Below are 16,234 nucleotides of genomic sequence, written 5' to 3'. Positions count from 1 at the left end.
TCAAACGACAACAAAAAGCAATGTTTTTGCTATCGAAGCAACTCTTCTGTGATGCGTGCCGCCATGTTGTCCTTTTCTTTTTTGTCTACCTTGGCGATCGCAGAGAGTGTTTGTGCCCGCTTGTCTGCAGGCATTCCTTTTAACAGTTCCAACGCTCTGCTCTTGTTTGTGGTCATGAGCGAGCGAATGACAGCAGCAGAATCTTCTGCCGGCATCTGCGCGAACGTATCGCTCAGCGTCTGATCGGATGCGCCTGCGGAAGCGCCGCTGCGCGTTTCGCTGAGAGCCTTTGTCAGCACTTGCACCCGCTCTTGCAAGGCGGCAATGTCGTCGTTCTTGTTTACAACAGAATCTTTTAGCAGGATGGAAATGTCTGCAGCCTTTTTCGGGTCCATTTTGGCCAAAATATCCGCGCGCTCATTGGGCTTCATTTTGGTCATGACCGTGACAGACTCTTCCAGACTAAGATTTTCGATGATAGCTGCTGCATTTTTCGCTGACATGGTCGTGTACACTTTGGCAAGGTCAGCAAACTGTTTTTGCCGCTCCTCTTCGGTGGCCCTTTGTTTCTCCATGAGCTTGTTCAAATCTTGCACCTGCTTTTGCAGTGCTTGAATCGTGGCGTCTTTTTTCGCGGCTTCTTCTTTCAGCGCGGAAATTTGTTGCTGGTTTTTCGCCTGATCCTGCTGCAAAGCCGCCACTTGCTTCTCCTTGTCTAGCTCTTCCTTTTCCGCATCGGACACCAAGTCGTATTCGTCCGGAACGAGCTTTTCCACATACGGTATGGAGTTCGCCCAGTGGAGAACATTCCCTAGCACGTTCACTCCGAGCAAGCTCAGGAGAACGCCGCCAAGGAGGCTGGCAAACAGTGCCGGAATGACGATCATGTAAAAGAACCATTCCCACCTGCCGTATTCCCGTTCTTCTTGGATTTCTTCCATCTGGTACCTCCCTTAGTTGCTGCGGCGAAGATAGAGCTGCGTGCCGATCTCATCCAATTCTTTTTGTTCACGCTGTCTCTGCTCGTCGAGAAATTGATGGAGAGATTTTTCCCGCAGTCGTTGCCAGAGCTGGGACTCTTTCATTCTCTCGGTCAAATGGGACTGACAGCGTTCCACGTCCTGCTCGCACCCGCGCACCGTTCGTTGCTGCCGGGTGATGGAACGAGCTACCGATTGCTGGTACTGCGCGATGGAGATAAGCTGTGCTGCACTGCACGTCTTCCTCTGCGCTTCCGCAAGCATATGGGTCGCCTCGTCATGCTGCTCAGTCAATCGCACGAGTTTCCACTCTTCTTCGTTTTTGCGTTGAACTGATTTCCCAAATGCCCACTCTGCCTGCTCTTTTTCTTTTTCCTTCAGATCCAGAACTTTTTGGAGATGAAACCGAAACACTTTCAATCTAGTTCACTCCTCCGAAATGGGCTAAAAGTGCCTTGATTGCGCTTTGAAGTGTCGAAGGTTCATGTGTGCCCTGGGCCGTAAATTCGGAAATGACATCCTTGTATCGAATCGCCGCATCAATATCGCGGTTGGTCCCAGGCTTGTACGCTCCAATGTTAATCAAGTCTTCCGCTTCACGAAACGTCGCCAGATGCTTTTTCAACTGTCTGGCTGCCTCACTGTGCTCGTCCGAGACAATTTCCGACATGACGCGGCTGACGCTGGCCATCACATCAATGGCAGGAAAGTGGCCTTTTTGCGCGATTTTTCGGTCGAGAACAATATGCCCGTCCAAAATCCCCCGCGCTGTATCCGCAATCGGGTCGTTCATGTCATCCGAGTCGACGAGCACCGTGTAAAACGCTGTGATGCTGCCTTTATCGGCCGTTCCTGCCCGCTCCATCAGCTTCGGCATCATGGCGAACACAGACGGAGTGTAGCCGCGTGTGGCCGGAGGCTCTCCGATGGCCAGTCCTACTTCCCGCTGCGCCATGGCAAAACGTGTCACCGAATCCATCATGAGCATCACATTCAAGCCGCGATCACGGAAATATTCGGCGATCGAGGTCGCAATCAAGGCTCCCTTGATGCGGATCATGGCTGGCTGGTCTGAAGTGGCTACGACGACGACAGATCTCTTTAGACCTTCTTCCCCCAGATCGCGTTCGATAAACTCCATTACTTCACGTCCGCGCTCCCCGATCAGTCCGATGACGTTAATGTCCGCCGTCGTATTGCGGGCGATCATGCCCATCAAGGTACTTTTCCCTACCCCTGATCCGGCGAAGATGCCGACACGCTGCCCTTTTCCTACGGTCAAAAGACCGTCTATGGCACGAACACCTACGCTGAGCGGCTCCTTGATGCGCGGGCGCAGAATCGGATTGGGCGGCAGGTTGTTCGTCGGATAGGAAGTCAGTCCGGGTGGAAGCGTTCCCTGGTACGGTCTGCCCAGTCCATCCAGCACCGAACCGAGTATTTCCGGTCCAACCTTGACTTCCAGCGATCGTCCCGTCGCTACAACATCGCAGCCTGGCCCGATGGCCGTCAGCTCGCCAAGCGGCATCAGCAGCACTTTATTTTCGCGAAAGCCAACCACTTCCGCGATAATCGGCTCTTTGCTGTTCGTCGGGTACAGATGGCAAATCTCGCCGAGCTTCACTTCAGGTCCTTGCGACTCGATGGTCAGGCCGACCACCTGTGTCACTTTCCCGTTTACGCGCAGCGGATCGAGCTCTTGCAGCGCCTGTCTGTACTTGGATATGTCCAGGATGCTCATGGGGACTCACTTCCTCCGGCAATCGCAAGCAATGCTTGTTTGATCTCTTCCAGTTGTGTATCCACCCGCGCGTCCACGCTTCCGAGCTGTGTACGAATGACACATCCGCCATCTGAAATCGTGTAGTCCGGATAGATGGAAAGCTCCGCCTGTCCTTCCAAGAGCGCCAGCAATTGGGCGCGATGCTCGGAGACGTAATTGAAGTAGTTGTGATGAACACAAATCGTGATCTCGCCATGAACCCGCGAGCGTCGCAGTGCTTTTTTGGCGATTTCCAGCACCTGCTCCGGATTTTGCTGCAATTCCTGTCCGATAATTTTTCGGGCGATTTCCAGAGCCAGTTCCACCAGAAACGGCTCTGCTTCCGCAATGATCTGCTGTTTGCTGCTGTATGCCTCCTCCAGGATCGCCCGCGCCTTGGAAATGGCTTGTGTTTCTTCCTCGTACGCTAACCGCTTGCCTTCCGCAAAGCCTTTTTCGTGGCCTTCGGCAAGAGCTTGTTCCTCCGTCTCGGTAAATAACCGCGAAGCCTCCTGCTGTTTCTGCTCCCACCATTGCTGGATCTCCAATGAGGCTTCCTGCTTTAGCTGCCCGGCCTGCTCCGTGGCTTTTTGAAGAATGGCTTGCGCGGTTTCTTCTGCGTCTGCAAGGATCGTTTTTGCTTCGATTTCAGCTTGTTGTAAAATTTGTAGATTTTTTTGCAACCTTTCGGGATCATTTTCCGTCTTATGTGGTGCAGGCGTTACCGAGAGCAGGACAGAGTCCTGGGAAGGCCGATAATTCGCCACCTTAATGATCCTAGACAATGATATCATCTCCTCCACCGCGGGCGATGATGATCTCACCAGCTTCCTCCAAGCGACGGATAATCGCAACGATACGAGATTGCGCTTCTTCTACGTCGCGCAGGCGAACTGGTCCCATAAATTCCATTTCTTCCTTGAAGGTGTCCGCCATCCGTTTGGACATGTTGCGGAAAATAACTTCGCGAACTTCTTCGCTGGACACTTTGAGAGCAAGCTGCAGATCCGTATTTTCCACGTCGCGGATAACGCGCTGAATGGAACGGTTGTCCAGTGTGGCGATGTCTTCGAATACAAACATGCGTTTCTTGATTTCTTCGGCCAATTCGGGATCCTGAATTTCGAGAGAATCCAGAATGGTACGCTCCGTTCCACGATCGACACCATTGAGAACTGCCACGATTGCTTCGATCCCGCCAGCTTGCGTATAGTCCTGTGTCACCGTTGCCGAGAGCTTTTGTTCGAGAACTTGCTCCACCTGGGCAATCACTTCCGGCGAAGTGCTGTCCATCGTCGCAATTCGCTTCGCCACCTCAGCCTGGCGCTCTTGCGGCAGAGACGATAAAATCATCGCAGCCTGCTGCGGTTCGAGATAAGAAAGCACCAGCGCAATCGTTTGCGGATGCTCGTTTTGGATAAAGTTCAAAATTTGGCCAGGATCTGCCTTTCTGGCAAAATCAAACGGCCGTACTTGCAGGTTAGCCGTCAAGCGATTGATAATATCCATCGCTTTCGTCTCACCCAGCGCTTTTTGCAAAATTTCTTTTGCGTACGTGATGCCGCCTTGGGAAATGACTTCTTTCGCTACTGCAATTTGGTGAAATTCAGCTAAAATTTTATCTTTTTCATCGCCATCCACTTTTCGCACATTGGCAATCTCCAATGTGAGTTGCTCGATCTCATCTTCACGCAAATGCTTGAACACCTGGGCAGAGATTTCCGGCCCTAGTGAGATGAGGAGGATAGCAGCCTTCTGTCTTCCAGACAACTCTTTAGCGCCGCGAGCCATATCTTTCACTCCTTAATCTTCTGCTAGCCAAGTACGAAGCAGAACAACAAATTCATCCGGCTTGCTTCGCGCCAATTTTTCAAGCTGTTTTCTGACCACGACCTGGTCGCCATCTTCCTGATAGATCAAGTCAGGGATTTCAAGAGGTTGGCTTGGCGCCAGCAAGTCTGACATCTCTTCTTCCTGTTCCAGCTTCGCCTGATTGCGTCTGCGGATGATGAGGAAGGCTACAGCGGCGAGAGCAAGTACGGCAATACCACCAACCGTCCACAATAGGGCCGGGCTGAGTGCGCCGGTATCATCGACAGCCACTTTGCCAGAGAATTGACGTGGAAGAACGTAAATGTGCTTGTCCAGTTCATCATCGGTCAAATCCATCGCCTTGTCGCTCAGTGTCACACGGACGACATTGCGCAGTACCTGCTTGATGCCTTCGATTGTGGCAGCATCCAACTGGCCACCGTCTGGCGGTTCCACCCCTACGTTGATCGTCAAGTCTTCGATTTTGTACGGGCTTAGTGTCACATTTCGTGTGATTCGATTGACTTCACGGTTAATCGTGTCATTGATCTCTTCGTACTGACTGTTGCTGCCTTGAGGATTGTTCCCCGGATAGTTGGGGACTGCACTCGCTCCTGTTCCAGCGACGCCTCCTCCTGGCGGTTGACCTTGACCCGAGAATGCTTTTGATAATTTTTGAGACGAGATGATAAGTCCTTCATTGTTCTCTTTGTCAGGTGCCTCTACGAGATTTTCCACGCGATTTTCCTTATCAAAGTTCATTTTGATAAAAGCGTGAACAATGACTTTGTCTCGGCCCATGATCGTACCAAGCAAGTTGTACAGATTTTGTTGAATCTTCTTTTCAACCTCAGCCTTGATCGCTTCTTGTTCCTTGAAGCTGCTCAAAGTGCCTTCTGCTTCACTGCCTTCAGCTCGTTCCAGCGGATTCGAGTATTGGTCGCTAATTGCGATGGCGTCCATCGGCAATTTCGGAACGCTTCGGGAAACGAGCAGATACAGCGAGTTAATCTGCTTCTGATCCAGCGTCGTACCCGGTTCCACCTCGACGATGACCGAAGCTGTTGCTGTATCAGGAGTCTCTGTCACCCAAACACTTTCCTGCGGCAGTGTAATCATTACTTGTGCCGAGCGTACGCCTTTCACCCGCTCCAGCATTTTGCGCAGTTCCTGTTGCAATGCTTCTTTTTTCATTACATCGAATTGTCTGTCCGTCACACCAAGCGTATTGGAAAAGATTTCGGTGTTGATGCCCGCCTGGCTGGGAATCCCTTGTGCGGCCAGATCGACGATGACATCCTGCGCCATTTTTTCCGGTACTTCAATGCTTGTGCCATTTCCGGTAATCCGGTACGGAATTTGCTGGGCATCCAGTTCTTTTTTAATTGCGCCGATTTCTTGCTCGCTCAGTCTCTGATCGTAGAGTGGCTTGTAAACCGGCTGAGAAGCGATGTATATGTATAAGCCCAGCGAAATTAGCAGAAAAACCGAGATTCCGGCAATCATCCATTTTTGTTTCTTGGAAAACTGGTTCCATTTTGACGCAAGCTGGTCTCTGTATAAAGCTAAACGTTCGTTCATGTTTCACCTCTCACTGGATCAAACAACACTCAAATCTGCATTCGCATGATTTCTTGGTAGGACTCGATCATTTTATTCCGGACTTGCAAGGTCATTTGCAGCATTACGGAAGCTTTTTGCCCGGCAACAGTCACTTGATGCAAATCCGTAATTTCTCCGGCGGCGAATCGATCTGCGAGATTTGCAGATTCTACCTGAGCCTGGTTCACCTGGTTAAGCGCGTCCGTCAAAAACGACGTAAAATCCTTGGTCACTTCAGCAGGTGTAGGCAGTTTGTTTGCGACAGGTGTCCGGACCGAAGCCGTCTGGGAAAGTGCGTTTATGTCCATCTTTTAATGTTCACCCGCTTTATTTGATTTCCAATGCTTTCAGCATCATCGCTTTGCTCGCGTTTAAAGCTGTGACGTTGGCTTCATAGGATCGTGAGGCCGAGATCAAGTCGACCATTTCCTTCATCGGATCGACATTCGGCAAAAGCAAGTAGCCCTCTTGATCCGCATCCGGATGAGAAGGGTCGTATACGCGTTTAAATGGTGTCATGTCTTCCTTGATGGCCGTCACCCTTACCCCTTGCTCTCCACCTGTGCCAGAAGCAGTTCCCACTGCAGCTTGTAAAAAGCTGTCGAACGATTGACTCGAACGCGGCGACAGTTCGATCATTTTTCGACGATACGGCTGCCACTTGCCATCGACAAAGCTCGCGCGTGTCGTTTCTGCGTTCGCAATATTGGAAGCGATCGTATCCAGGCGCAGGCGGTTGGCAGTCAATGCAGAAGCACTCGTATTAATTCCTTGAAACAAGCTCATCGTTATTTCCCTCCGCCTTGAATGACATTGTGCAGCTTCTGGAAGTGTCCGGCTGTCAACTGTGTTAAACCGCTGTACCAAATCTGGGTTTTCGCCAGCTCAGTTGTCTCTGTTTCCAGGTCCACATCATTGCCGCTGTGCTGCACGTAGCTATTCGGATTGGAAATGACTTGAGGCATTGCAAATCCTCCGGCATTGCCAAACGGAATGTGGCGTTGATCGGTCCGATATGCCGCAAGCTTCCCATTCCCTATTTTCCCATTGAGTTCTTCCTGCAAGTAACCCTCAAAAACTACCTGTTGACTTTTGAATTGAGGGGTATCGATGTTGGCAAGATTGTTGGCGATCGTCCGTTGTCGCAGTGTCGCGGCATTCATCGCTCTCTCCAGGACCTGCAGATGATAGCTCTCCAGCATATGACCACCTCCCCTAGTATGTGTCAATTGATTTCCACAAAACTACCTATAATTCCTGTATTTTCGACATTGAATATGATTCAATCATAGCAAAATCGTAATAGTGAAAAAAGCCCCTATCAATGGCGTTTTTCAAAATGATTCAATTGCACTAAATCCCTGTTTTTTACTTGTTTTGACATGCAATCCATAATCAATGCAACAAGTGGGAGTTCGCATACAAAAATCAAGTATTAAATTCTGGAAGTCAGTTATCAAGCTTTGTTGAAAAGATAGGTAAAATTACCTATGAAAAAAGGTATAGCAACATCCGTTACTATACCTTCACGTTCACTATTACTAAACTTTATTACAGTTTTCCTTACGAAGTTTTGAGCTTTTCCAGTTCAGGCAGCAACTTTTCGTTCAACACTTTGATAAAAGTACCTTTCATTCCGAGAGAACGGGATTCAATTACACCCGCACTCTCCAGCTTCCGCAGGGCGTTTACGATAACGGAACGGGTAATGCCGACACGATCCGCAATTTTCGAAGCGACGAGCAAGCCTTCCTTGCCTTCAAGTTCTTCAAAGATGTGCTCGACAGCTTCCAGCTCACTGTAAGACAAAGAGCCGATTGCCATTTGCACGACAGCCTTGCTGCGCGCTTCTTCCTCAATGGCTTCCGAACGCTCACGCAAGATTTCCATGCCTACTACGGTCGCACCCACTTCTGCGAGGATCAGGTCATCGTCCACAAACTGATCGTTAATGCGGCCAAGGATCAATGTACCCAAGCGGTCTCCGCCGCCCATGATCGGAACGAGAGTGGTCCAGCCGGAACGGAATACGTCTTTCATCTCAACCGGGAAAATGGTGTACGGGCTTTCCACGTCCAGGTTTGCCGACGTTTCTTCCACTTTCAAAAGACCTTGGCTATACTCCTCTGGAAAACGGCGTTCTTCCAGCATTTTGCGCATACGGCTGTTGTCCATCTCCTGGTGGATGGCAAACCCGAGCAGCTTGCCTTTGCGGCTTACGACAAATGTATTCGCTTCGATAACATCGCTCAGCACTTGCGACATTTCATTAAAGTTAACAGCATGGCCCGCAGATTTTTGCAACATGCGGTTAATTCTTCGTGTTTTTGCCAGTAGATCCATCTGTATTTCCTCCCAATATGTGTACTACCTACCCAATCACTATAAAATGTATTGACTCAAGTCTTTGTTTCCTGTAATTGATCCGAGCTTTTGTCGGACGTAATCTGGGGTGATTTGCACGACTTCCAGGTGAATATCAGGGGCTTCAAACGAAAGATCCTCCAACAGCTTTTCCAGTATCGTGTGCAAACGTCTCGCACCAATGTTGTCCGTGCTCTGGTTGACTTCAGCAGCCATCTTGGCAATCTCCTGGATGGCTTCCTGTGTGAATTCTACCCGGACGCCCTCTGTTTCCAGCAAGGCCACGTATTGCTTGAGCAGCGCATTTTTCGGTTCTGTCAAAATTCGCACAAAATCCTCGACGCGCAAGCTCGTGAGCTCAACCCGGATCGGAAAACGGCCTTGCAGTTCCGGAATCAAATCAGACGGTTTGGCCATGTGAAATGCTCCCGCTGCGATAAACAGGATGTAATCTGTTTTCACCGGACCGTATTTCGTCATAACCGTGGAGCCTTCCACAATCGGCAATATGTCTCTTTGTACGCCTTCGCGGGATACATCTGGCCCACGGCCGTCCTTACCTGCAATCTTGTCGATTTCGTCGATAAAAATAATGCCATGTTGCTCTGCCCGACGAATCGACTCCTGGGTAACTTCGTCCATATCCACCAGTTTTTGCGCTTCTTGCTGAATTAATACCTTTCGAGCATCTTTAATTCGCAATTTTCGTTTCTTCGTCCGCTTGGGCATCAAGCTGCCGAGCATATCCTGCATTTGCATCCCCATTTGTTCTGTACCCGGGATCTGGAACATGTCAAACATGGTTGGCGATTGATCTTCGACGTCAATCTCGATCATTTGCTCTTCCAACTGTCCATTCGCCAATTGCCAAGCCACTTGTCTGCGCTGCTGCAGGACGGACGCTTCTTCCTGGTCATGCGGCTCTGGCTGCTGCTGGTGTCCGCCAAACAACATTTCCAGCGGGTTTTTGAACGAGCTTTGCTGCTTGCGGGATGGAACCAAGGCATTTACAATCGCTTCATTGGCGAGCTTCTCCGCTTTTTCCTTGACCGCTTCCACTTTTTCCTGCTTCACAGTTCGGATGGAGGCTTCCACCAGATCGCGCACCATCGACTCTACATCTCGTCCTACATAGCCAACTTCTGTGAACTTGGTCGCTTCTACCTTGATAAACGGAGCGCCGGTAAGCTTGGCAATCCGGCGGGCAATCTCGGTTTTTCCCACCCCGGTTGGTCCGATCATCAAGATATTTTTGGGAACCACCTCGTCAATCATCTGCTCCGGCAAAAGACTCCGGCGATAGCGGTTGCGAAGCGCCACAGCGATAGCTTTCTTGGCTTGCGCCTGCCCGACGATGTATTTGTCCAAATGTTCTACGATCTTACGCGGAGTTAATTGCTCAAGATTCAGCACAGAAGTTCCTCCCTTTCGCTCAATTCAACTCATCCACCACAAGATTGTTGTTCGTGAACACGCAAATCTCGGCAGCAGTTCGAAGTGATGCTTCTGCAATTTCCCGGGCACTCAGGTGTGGCGCGTATGATTTCAAAGCGCGGCCGGCAGCCAGGGCAAAGCTGCCGCCAGAGCCGATCGCCAAAATCCCGTCATCCGGTTCGATGATTTCCCCGTTGCCTGAGATCAGCAACAGGTGCTCTTTGTTGCCCACAATCATCATCGCTTCCAGACGGCGCAAAACTTTATCCATGCGCCACTCCTTCGCCAGTTCCACAGCAGCTCGCTGAAGGTTTCCGTGGTATTCCTCAAGCTTGCCTTCGAACTTTTCGAACAGGGTAATAGCATCGGCAACTGAGCCTGCAAATCCGGCCAAAACTTCTCCGCGATAGAGCCGCCTTACTTTTTTGGCCCCATGCTTCATGACCATGCTGTTTCCAAAGGTAACCTGGCCGTCCCCGGCCATCGCGGTTGCCCCGTTATGCGAAATCGCGAATATGGTTGTTGCGTGAAACTGTTCCATCACTGATTCCTCCCGTTATTCCCGATTGGCGGAACCTGTACGATTCGGGTTAGCCCGCGGGTGAGCGGTGTCATATACATGGCGAAGTCGCTCCTTGGTCACATGCGTGTATACTTGCGTCGTGGACACATTGACATGTCCCAGCAGTTCCTGGACCGTCCGGAGGTCTGCCCCCCCATTCAACATATGGGTCGCAAACGTGTGACGAAACGTGTGAGGGGAAACACGCAAATGAGAAGCGCACATATCTACGTACTTGTCTACAATCCGGCGAACGCTGCGGTCGGACAACGGCTCTCCGCGATAGTTGACCAGCAGGTTGCCGTGATCTGCTCTTCCGGCCAACAGTTTTTTTCTTCCATACTCTAGGTATTGCCTAAGAACGTCGCAGGCATAACTCCCGACAGGCACATACCGCTCTTTTGCTCCTTTTCCATATACAAGCGCGACGCCCATGCTCGGATTGACATCATCGACCGCCAAGGTAACCAGTTCCGAAACTCGCATGCCGCTCGCGTACAACAGTTCAAATATCAGTCGATCCCGTATTCCTAAAGGTGTTGTTGTGTCAGGCAGATCAAAAAACGCTTGAACCTCTTGTGGATACAAAAATGAAGGGAGTTTCTTCTCCATTTTCGGAGTGGAAACGAGTTGGAATGGATTTTGCTCTAGCTGACCTTCACGCAACAAAAATCGATACAAGCTTCGCAAGCTGGAGAGCTTGCGCGCAATACTTCGCCGGGATAACCCCCTGCCCGCCAATTGCGCGAGAAAGGAGCGACCATGCAAATAAGAAACAGCAGCAAATACGGAGATTTGGTGCTGTTCCATAAAGGAGACAAATTCGCTGATATCTGCCAAATACTGCTTTACCGTATGAGGAGAGGCGTTTTTTTCTACTCGCAAATAACGGGTAAACATCGCAAGATCCGCAGAAATTTGTTGCGAAATGTCCATATGGGATGCACCCTCCTCGAAGCACCTATATAGTAACACAGACGAAATTCGGATATCAACGCTAATTGTGTCGTTATTGTGTAAAATTCTGAATTGTATCTAGCGCCCGCTCAGCAAGCTTTTCGTTTTTCTCACGCTTGTTCCGAATTCGCTCCGGCCATTCGGGAACCAGTCCGAAATTCGCGTTCATCGGCTGAAAATGTTTCGGATCAGCCGTCGTAATGTAATGCGCCATACTACCTATTATTGTCTCTGGTGGGAGTACAATCAGCTCTTCGCCTTTTGCCAAACGCGCTGCGTTGATTCCTGCAAGCAGTCCGGAAGCAGCAGATTCCACATACCCTTCTACCCCTGTCATTTGTCCTGCAAAGAACAGCGTGTCGCGCTCCTTGTACTGATAGGTAGGACGAAGCAGCTTGGGCGAATTGATGAACGTGTTGCGGTGCATGACACCGTAACGAACGATTTCACAGTTTTCCAAGCCAGGGATCAGCGAGAACACCCGCTTTTGCTCCGGCCATTTCAGATGAGTCTGGAAGCCGACCATGTTGTACAGGGTAGCTGCCCCGTTGTCCTGGCGAAGCTGCACCACTGCATACGGCTTTTTGCCTGTGCGCGGGTCGATCAGCCCAACTGGCTTCATCGGACCAAACAGCATCGTTTGTCGGCCGCGTTTTGCCATGACCTCGATCGGCATGCAGCCCTCGAAGTAAATTTCTTTTTCAAACTCCTTCAACGGGACGGCTTCGGCGGCAATCAGTTCGTCGTAGAAACGATTGAATTCTTCCTCCGTCATCGGGCAGTTCAGGTAAGCAGCCTCTCCTTTATCGTACCGGGACGCCACGAATACCTTGTTCATGTCGATGGAGTCTTTTTCAATAATTGGTGCTGCAGCATCATAAAAATATAGGTATTCTTCCCCAGTCAGCTCCTTGAGCTTTTGGGAAAGCGCTGGCGACGTCAGTGGGCCTGTCGCAATGACGACGATTCCGTCCGCCGGAATGTCCGTGATCTCATCCGTGATGACTTCGATCAGCGGATGATTTTTCACGGCGTCCGTGACATAGCCAGCAAACTCATGCCGGTCTACCGCGAGCGCTCCCCCTGCCGGAACCGCGCAACGGTCAGCAGCCTGGATGATGATCGAGTCCAGTCGGCGCATTTCTTCTTTTAATACGCCGACGGCATTCGTCAAGGAGTTCGCACGCAAGGAGTTGCTGCAGACCAATTCCGCGAACTTGTCTGTATGATGGGCAGGCGTCTGGGTTTTCGGCCGCATTTCGTACAGCTTGACGGGAATGCCTGCCTTGGCAATTTGCCAGGCAGCCTCGCTTCCGGCCAAACCTGCGCCTACTACTGTAATCGTTGGTGTTGTCATGCTGTTCGTCCTCCAAGCTACAAATTCTATCTCGTTCAATCAGGAGTCTGCTTCTTCCTGATAGTCGCATTTGGTGCAGACAACGCTAACCCCTTGCTTCTTGCGCTTTTTCTCCACCATGAGGCTTGCGCATTTCGGGCAAGGACGGGCAATCGGTTTGTCCCACGATACAAAATCGCACTCCGGGTATCGGTTACAGCCGTAAAAAATACGGCTCTTCTTAGATTTACGTTCGATGATTTGTCCGGTTTCACATTGCGGGCACTTTACTCCCGTTTCTTTGACGATCGGCTTCGTATTGCGGCATTCCGGGAAGCCGGAACAGGCGAGGAACTTGCCGAAGCGCCCGAGCTTGTAGACCATCACTCGACCGCAAAGCTCACAGGTCTCGTCAGACTCTTCGTCTTTCAGCTCTACTTCCTTCATTTCTTCTTCGGCTACCGCGACCCGCTTGGCAAAGTCTTTGTAAAAGTCTTCGAGAATCTGTACCCAATTCGCCGTGCCTTCCTCGATTTCGTCGAGACCGGACTCCATATGCGCGGTAAACTCCACGTTGAGAATCTCCGGAAAAAACTCCTCGATCAGCGTAATGATGATTTCCCCCAGCTCTGTCGGGATGAATCTCTTTTCCTCCAGCGAGACGTAGCCGCGCTTCTGAATGGTTTCCAGTGTAGGCGCATAAGTCGAAGGACGGCCGATGCCGCCTTCTTCCAGCGTCTTGATGAGACGCGCTTCCGAGTAACGCGGCGGCGGCTGGGTAAAATGCTGCGCCGGCGTTATTTCTCTCTGTTCAAGGGTCTGGCCTTCATCAATTGGCGGCAGGAAGCTCTCTTCTTCTGTGCCGTCATCATTTCCTTCTATATAAACCTTCATGAAACCAGGGAACTTCACTTTCGAACCGGTTGCTCGGAACATGACGCCCCCTGCGTCAATATCAACACTCATCGTATCGAGTACAGCGGAAGACATCTGGCTCGCGAGAAACCGCTCCCAAATGAGACGATACAGGCGCAACTGATCTCTTGTCAAAAACTCTTTGACTTCATCCGGCGTGCGCGCCACCGAAGTTGGGCGGATCGCTTCGTGCGCATCCTGTGCATTTTCTTTTTTGACCTGGACACGCGGCTCAGCCGGTATGTAGTCAGCGCCGAACTTCTCCTGTATGTACGCTTTTGCCTCATTTTGCGCGGTTTCGGATACACGGGTCGAGTCCGTACGCATGTACGTAATCAAACCGACTGCGCCTTCCTTGTTGCCGACATCGATCCCCTCGTACAGCTCCTGGGCGATTCGCATCGTCTTGGCCGTGCGGAAATTGAGCTTGCGCGCCGCTTCCTGCTGCAGGGAACTGGTGATAAAAGGCGGTGCAGGATTGCGTTTGCGCTCGCGCTTTGTCACCTTTTGCACGACAAACGGCTGGTCTTTCATTTTGTCCAGCACGCGCTTGACGTCTTCTTCAGACTTCAGCTCGACTTTTTCATCGTCATAGCCGTAAAATTTCGCTTCAAACTCTTTGCCATTGCTTGCGAGTTTGGTCGAAATCGTCCAATACTCCTCGGGAATGAATTCGCGAATTTCCCGTTCCCGATCCAGTATCAGCTTGACGGTAACAGTCTGGACGCGCCCGGCACTCAAGCCTTTGCGCACTTTTTTCCAAAGGATCGGACTGATGTTGTAGCCGACCAGCCGATCCAAAATACGTCTCGCCTGCTGGGCGTTCACCAGGTCCATGTTGATGTGGCGCGGATGCTTGAACGCTTCCTTGATCGCGTCTTTGGTAATCTCGTTGAACACCACGCGCAGCGGCTGGTTCAAATCAAGACCGAGATACTGGGCCAGATGCCAGGCAATTGCTTCCCCTTCGCGATCCGGGTCGGCTGCCAGATAGACTTTCTTTACTTTTTTGGCGGCATCCTTCAGGCCCTTGAGTACATCGCCCTTGCCGCGAATGGTTATGTATTTGGGTTCAAAGCCACGATTGACATCGACTCCCATCTGACTTTTCGGGAGATCGCGCACATGTCCCATGGACGCTTTTACGATATATTTACTTCCCAGATATTTTCCAATGGTTTTCGCTTTCGCAGGGGATTCTACGATTACGAGCGTATCAGCCATTTTTTTCCTCCCCTTTTAGTAAGGAATCTTCCCTATTATTAAATATGCGAATCCCGTTTGTCAAACACTTGCGAGCGATAGGAGATCCGCAGGGAATGGCATGCACTCCTTAGCGACGCGCAAAATACCCCCCTGGCAGTGCAGCGAGCACCCCTTTTGCCTCCAGTTGGATAAGCAATTGATGCACGTTTTTGCGCTGGTGCGGCTCCAACTGCTGCACAAGTTCATCTACATGCACACCTTCGTATGTGATCGCCTCCACAATCACGCTCTCCTCCGCAGAAAGCGTCGTGGAACTGCTGTTTTTTCTGTCTGCGATAGCTGTATCTGTAGCGCCGGCATATACCAGCGGCAATTCCTCAAGAATGTCGCTGGTTCTTGTTACTAGCTTTGCTCCTTGTTTGAGCAAGTTATGCGGCCCCTCGCTCATCAAGGAAAAAATGGGGCCTGGAACGGCAAAAACTTCGCGGCCTTGCTCCAGCGCACAGTCCGCGGTAATCAGCGAGCCGCTTTTTTCAGCCGCTTCCACGACGACTACGCCAAGACCGAGCCCACTGATAATGCGGTTTCGTTCCGGAAACAGCCCTGGGACGGGCGGAGTATCAGGTGGATATTCAGACAAAAGTAGTCCGAAAGATTCAATTTTTTCGTACAGCGCACGATGTCTTGGCGGATAAACATGATTCAGGCCGCAGCCCATTACGGCGATGGTCTTTCCTCCTGCTGCGAGTGCGGCCTGATGAGCTTCGCCGTCAATGCCATAAGCCAATCCCGATACGATCACAAGACCGGCCTGCGCCAGCTCCTTCACCAAATACGCGCAGCTCGCCCGCCCGTACGGCGTTGGCTTGCGCGAGCCGACAACTCCGATGGCAACCTGTGCAAGCAGCTTGCGATCACCGCGGTAAAACAGCGTCAGCGGCGGATCGGGAATTTGCCGCAGCAAGGAGGGATAGTCCTCGTCAAGGATGCAAAGAAAGCGAATCGGACTCGCTTCCCTTTTTGCCAACAAGGGCATGACTGCTGCGGCATTTGTTTTCCTATCAATTTGTTGTACAAGCTCGACAGAAAGCCCCAACTCTTCCCCGATCATTAGCCAATGATCGACAGCGTTTTGAAATGACCCGGCTGTTTCGCCAATTTTCCTGATGGTTCGACGACCCAGACCCGGCGTCATCGCCAGTACATACAGCCAGTCTCGCTCACTGATTTTCGGTTTGTCCATCAAGCACCCTCCTTGCATGCCAAGCGTTCCCTTGGTCGGCTTCGAGTGCTATTGTAGCGAA

16 protein-coding genes are annotated in these 16,234 nt (G+C 51.0%); all 16 read right to left on the bottom strand.

The window, feature by feature from the left end; genetic code table 11:
- Positions 1 to 29 precede the first annotated feature (29 nt).
- The 16 genes from EDM57_RS03435 to dprA all read right to left on the bottom strand — a co-directional run bounded on the left by EDM57_RS03435 (position 30) and on the right by dprA (position 16,173).
- The gene (locus EDM57_RS03435; RefSeq protein WP_122903374.1) at positions 30 to 941 is read right to left on the bottom strand and encodes a MotE family protein; all 912 of its coding nucleotides are present in this window, start codon (positions 939 to 941) and stop codon (positions 30 to 32) included.
- A 12-nt stretch (positions 942 to 953) separates the two neighbouring features.
- Positions 954 to 1,400 carry a flagellar export protein FliJ gene (gene fliJ / locus EDM57_RS03430; RefSeq protein WP_122903373.1) on the bottom strand — a complete coding sequence of 149 codons (447 nt, stop codon included), beginning with the start codon at positions 1,398 to 1,400 and terminating at the stop codon, positions 954 to 956.
- Position 1,401: 1 nt separating this feature from the next.
- On the bottom strand, positions 1,402 to 2,721 hold the full coding sequence (gene fliI / locus EDM57_RS03425) for a flagellar protein export ATPase FliI (RefSeq protein ID WP_122903372.1): 1,320 nt from the start codon (positions 2,719 to 2,721) through the stop codon (positions 1,402 to 1,404).
- The gene (gene fliH / locus EDM57_RS03420) at positions 2,718 to 3,536 is read right to left on the bottom strand and encodes a flagellar assembly protein FliH (RefSeq protein WP_122903371.1); all 819 of its coding nucleotides are present in this window, start codon (positions 3,534 to 3,536) and stop codon (positions 2,718 to 2,720) included. Before fliH ends, fliI begins: the two co-directional genes overlap by 4 nt.
- Positions 3,520 to 4,533: a flagellar motor switch protein FliG gene (gene fliG / locus EDM57_RS03415; protein WP_122903370.1), complete on the bottom strand. Its 1,014-nt coding sequence runs from the start codon at positions 4,531 to 4,533 to the stop codon at positions 3,520 to 3,522. The genes fliH and fliG overlap by 17 nt, the downstream gene beginning before the upstream one ends.
- Positions 4,534 to 4,545: 12 nt before the next feature.
- The gene (gene fliF, locus EDM57_RS03410; protein ID WP_122903369.1) at positions 4,546 to 6,135 is read right to left on the bottom strand and encodes a flagellar basal-body MS-ring/collar protein FliF; all 1,590 of its coding nucleotides are present in this window, start codon (positions 6,133 to 6,135) and stop codon (positions 4,546 to 4,548) included.
- A 29-nt stretch (positions 6,136 to 6,164) separates the two neighbouring features.
- Positions 6,165 to 6,464 carry a flagellar hook-basal body complex protein FliE gene (gene fliE / locus EDM57_RS03405; protein WP_122903368.1) on the bottom strand — a complete coding sequence of 100 codons (300 nt, stop codon included), beginning with the start codon at positions 6,462 to 6,464 and terminating at the stop codon, positions 6,165 to 6,167.
- 19 nt (positions 6,465 to 6,483) lie between these two features.
- Positions 6,484 to 6,942, bottom strand: coding sequence for a flagellar basal body rod protein FlgC (gene flgC, locus EDM57_RS03400; RefSeq protein WP_122903367.1), 459 nt, complete (start codon positions 6,940 to 6,942; stop codon positions 6,484 to 6,486).
- Between the two features lie 2 nt (positions 6,943 to 6,944).
- The gene (flgB, locus tag EDM57_RS03395; RefSeq protein WP_122903366.1) at positions 6,945 to 7,358 is read right to left on the bottom strand and encodes a flagellar basal body rod protein FlgB; all 414 of its coding nucleotides are present in this window, start codon (positions 7,356 to 7,358) and stop codon (positions 6,945 to 6,947) included.
- A gap of 361 nt (positions 7,359 to 7,719) precedes the next feature.
- Positions 7,720 to 8,499, bottom strand: coding sequence for a GTP-sensing pleiotropic transcriptional regulator CodY (gene codY, locus EDM57_RS03390; protein WP_122903365.1), 780 nt, complete (start codon positions 8,497 to 8,499; stop codon positions 7,720 to 7,722).
- Positions 8,500 to 8,538: 39 nt separating this feature from the next.
- Positions 8,539 to 9,933: an ATP-dependent protease ATPase subunit HslU gene (gene hslU, locus EDM57_RS03385; protein WP_122903364.1), complete on the bottom strand. Its 1,395-nt coding sequence runs from the start codon at positions 9,931 to 9,933 to the stop codon at positions 8,539 to 8,541.
- A gap of 19 nt (positions 9,934 to 9,952) precedes the next feature.
- On the bottom strand, positions 9,953 to 10,495 hold the full coding sequence (hslV, locus tag EDM57_RS03380; RefSeq protein WP_122903363.1) for an ATP-dependent protease subunit HslV: 543 nt from the start codon (positions 10,493 to 10,495) through the stop codon (positions 9,953 to 9,955).
- A gap of 15 nt (positions 10,496 to 10,510) precedes the next feature.
- Positions 10,511 to 11,452 carry a tyrosine recombinase XerC gene (gene xerC, locus EDM57_RS03375; protein ID WP_122903362.1) on the bottom strand — a complete coding sequence of 314 codons (942 nt, stop codon included), beginning with the start codon at positions 11,450 to 11,452 and terminating at the stop codon, positions 10,511 to 10,513.
- A gap of 73 nt (positions 11,453 to 11,525) precedes the next feature.
- A complete protein-coding gene (gene trmFO, locus EDM57_RS03370; protein WP_122903361.1) occupies positions 11,526 to 12,830 on the bottom strand; it encodes an FADH(2)-oxidizing methylenetetrahydrofolate--tRNA-(uracil(54)-C(5))-methyltransferase TrmFO in 1,305 nt (434 codons plus the stop codon).
- A gap of 39 nt (positions 12,831 to 12,869) precedes the next feature.
- Positions 12,870 to 14,948 carry a type I DNA topoisomerase gene (gene topA / locus EDM57_RS03365; protein WP_122903360.1) on the bottom strand — a complete coding sequence of 693 codons (2,079 nt, stop codon included), beginning with the start codon at positions 14,946 to 14,948 and terminating at the stop codon, positions 12,870 to 12,872.
- A gap of 109 nt (positions 14,949 to 15,057) precedes the next feature.
- Positions 15,058 to 16,173: a DNA-processing protein DprA gene (gene dprA, locus EDM57_RS03360; protein ID WP_122903359.1), complete on the bottom strand. Its 1,116-nt coding sequence runs from the start codon at positions 16,171 to 16,173 to the stop codon at positions 15,058 to 15,060.
- Positions 16,174 to 16,234: the final 61 nt, after the last annotated feature.

Origin of the sequence: Brevibacillus gelatini (assembly GCF_003710935.1) — a bacterium.
Lineage (GTDB): Bacteria > Bacillota > Bacilli > Brevibacillales > Brevibacillaceae > Brevibacillus > Brevibacillus gelatini.
Note: the sequence above shows the minus strand (reverse complement) of the source record. Positions and strands in the feature narration are given on the sequence as shown.

Excerpts from the sequence above, each read along its gene's own strand:
- codY (WP_122903365.1), bottom strand. The coding sequence starts at position 8,499 with ATGGATCTACTGGCAAAAACACGAAGAATTAACCGCATGTTGCAAAAA.
- dprA (WP_122903359.1), bottom strand. The coding sequence starts at position 16,173 with ATGGACAAACCGAAAATCAGTGAGCGAGACTGGCTGTATGTACTGGCG.
- topA (WP_122903360.1), bottom strand. The coding sequence starts at position 14,948 with ATGGCTGATACGCTCGTAATCGTAGAATCCCCTGCGAAAGCGAAAACC.
- hslV (WP_122903363.1), bottom strand. The coding sequence starts at position 10,495 with ATGGAACAGTTTCACGCAACAACCATATTCGCGATTTCGCATAACGGG.
- fliH (WP_122903371.1), bottom strand. The coding sequence starts at position 3,536 with ATGATATCATTGTCTAGGATCATTAAGGTGGCGAATTATCGGCCTTCC.
- fliI (WP_122903372.1), bottom strand. The coding sequence starts at position 2,721 with ATGAGCATCCTGGACATATCCAAGTACAGACAGGCGCTGCAAGAGCTC.
- trmFO (WP_122903361.1), bottom strand. The coding sequence starts at position 12,830 with ATGACAACACCAACGATTACAGTAGTAGGCGCAGGTTTGGCCGGAAGC.
- fliE (WP_122903368.1), bottom strand. The coding sequence starts at position 6,464 with ATGGACATAAACGCACTTTCCCAGACGGCTTCGGTCCGGACACCTGTC.
- fliG (WP_122903370.1), bottom strand. The coding sequence starts at position 4,533 with ATGGCTCGCGGCGCTAAAGAGTTGTCTGGAAGACAGAAGGCTGCTATC.
- fliF (WP_122903369.1), bottom strand. The coding sequence starts at position 6,135 with ATGAACGAACGTTTAGCTTTATACAGAGACCAGCTTGCGTCAAAATGG.
- EDM57_RS03435 (WP_122903374.1), bottom strand. The coding sequence starts at position 941 with ATGGAAGAAATCCAAGAAGAACGGGAATACGGCAGGTGGGAATGGTTC.
- flgC (WP_122903367.1), bottom strand. The coding sequence starts at position 6,942 with ATGAGCTTGTTTCAAGGAATTAATACGAGTGCTTCTGCATTGACTGCC.
- flgB (WP_122903366.1), bottom strand. The coding sequence starts at position 7,358 with ATGCTGGAGAGCTATCATCTGCAGGTCCTGGAGAGAGCGATGAATGCC.
- xerC (WP_122903362.1), bottom strand. The coding sequence starts at position 11,452 with ATGGACATTTCGCAACAAATTTCTGCGGATCTTGCGATGTTTACCCGT.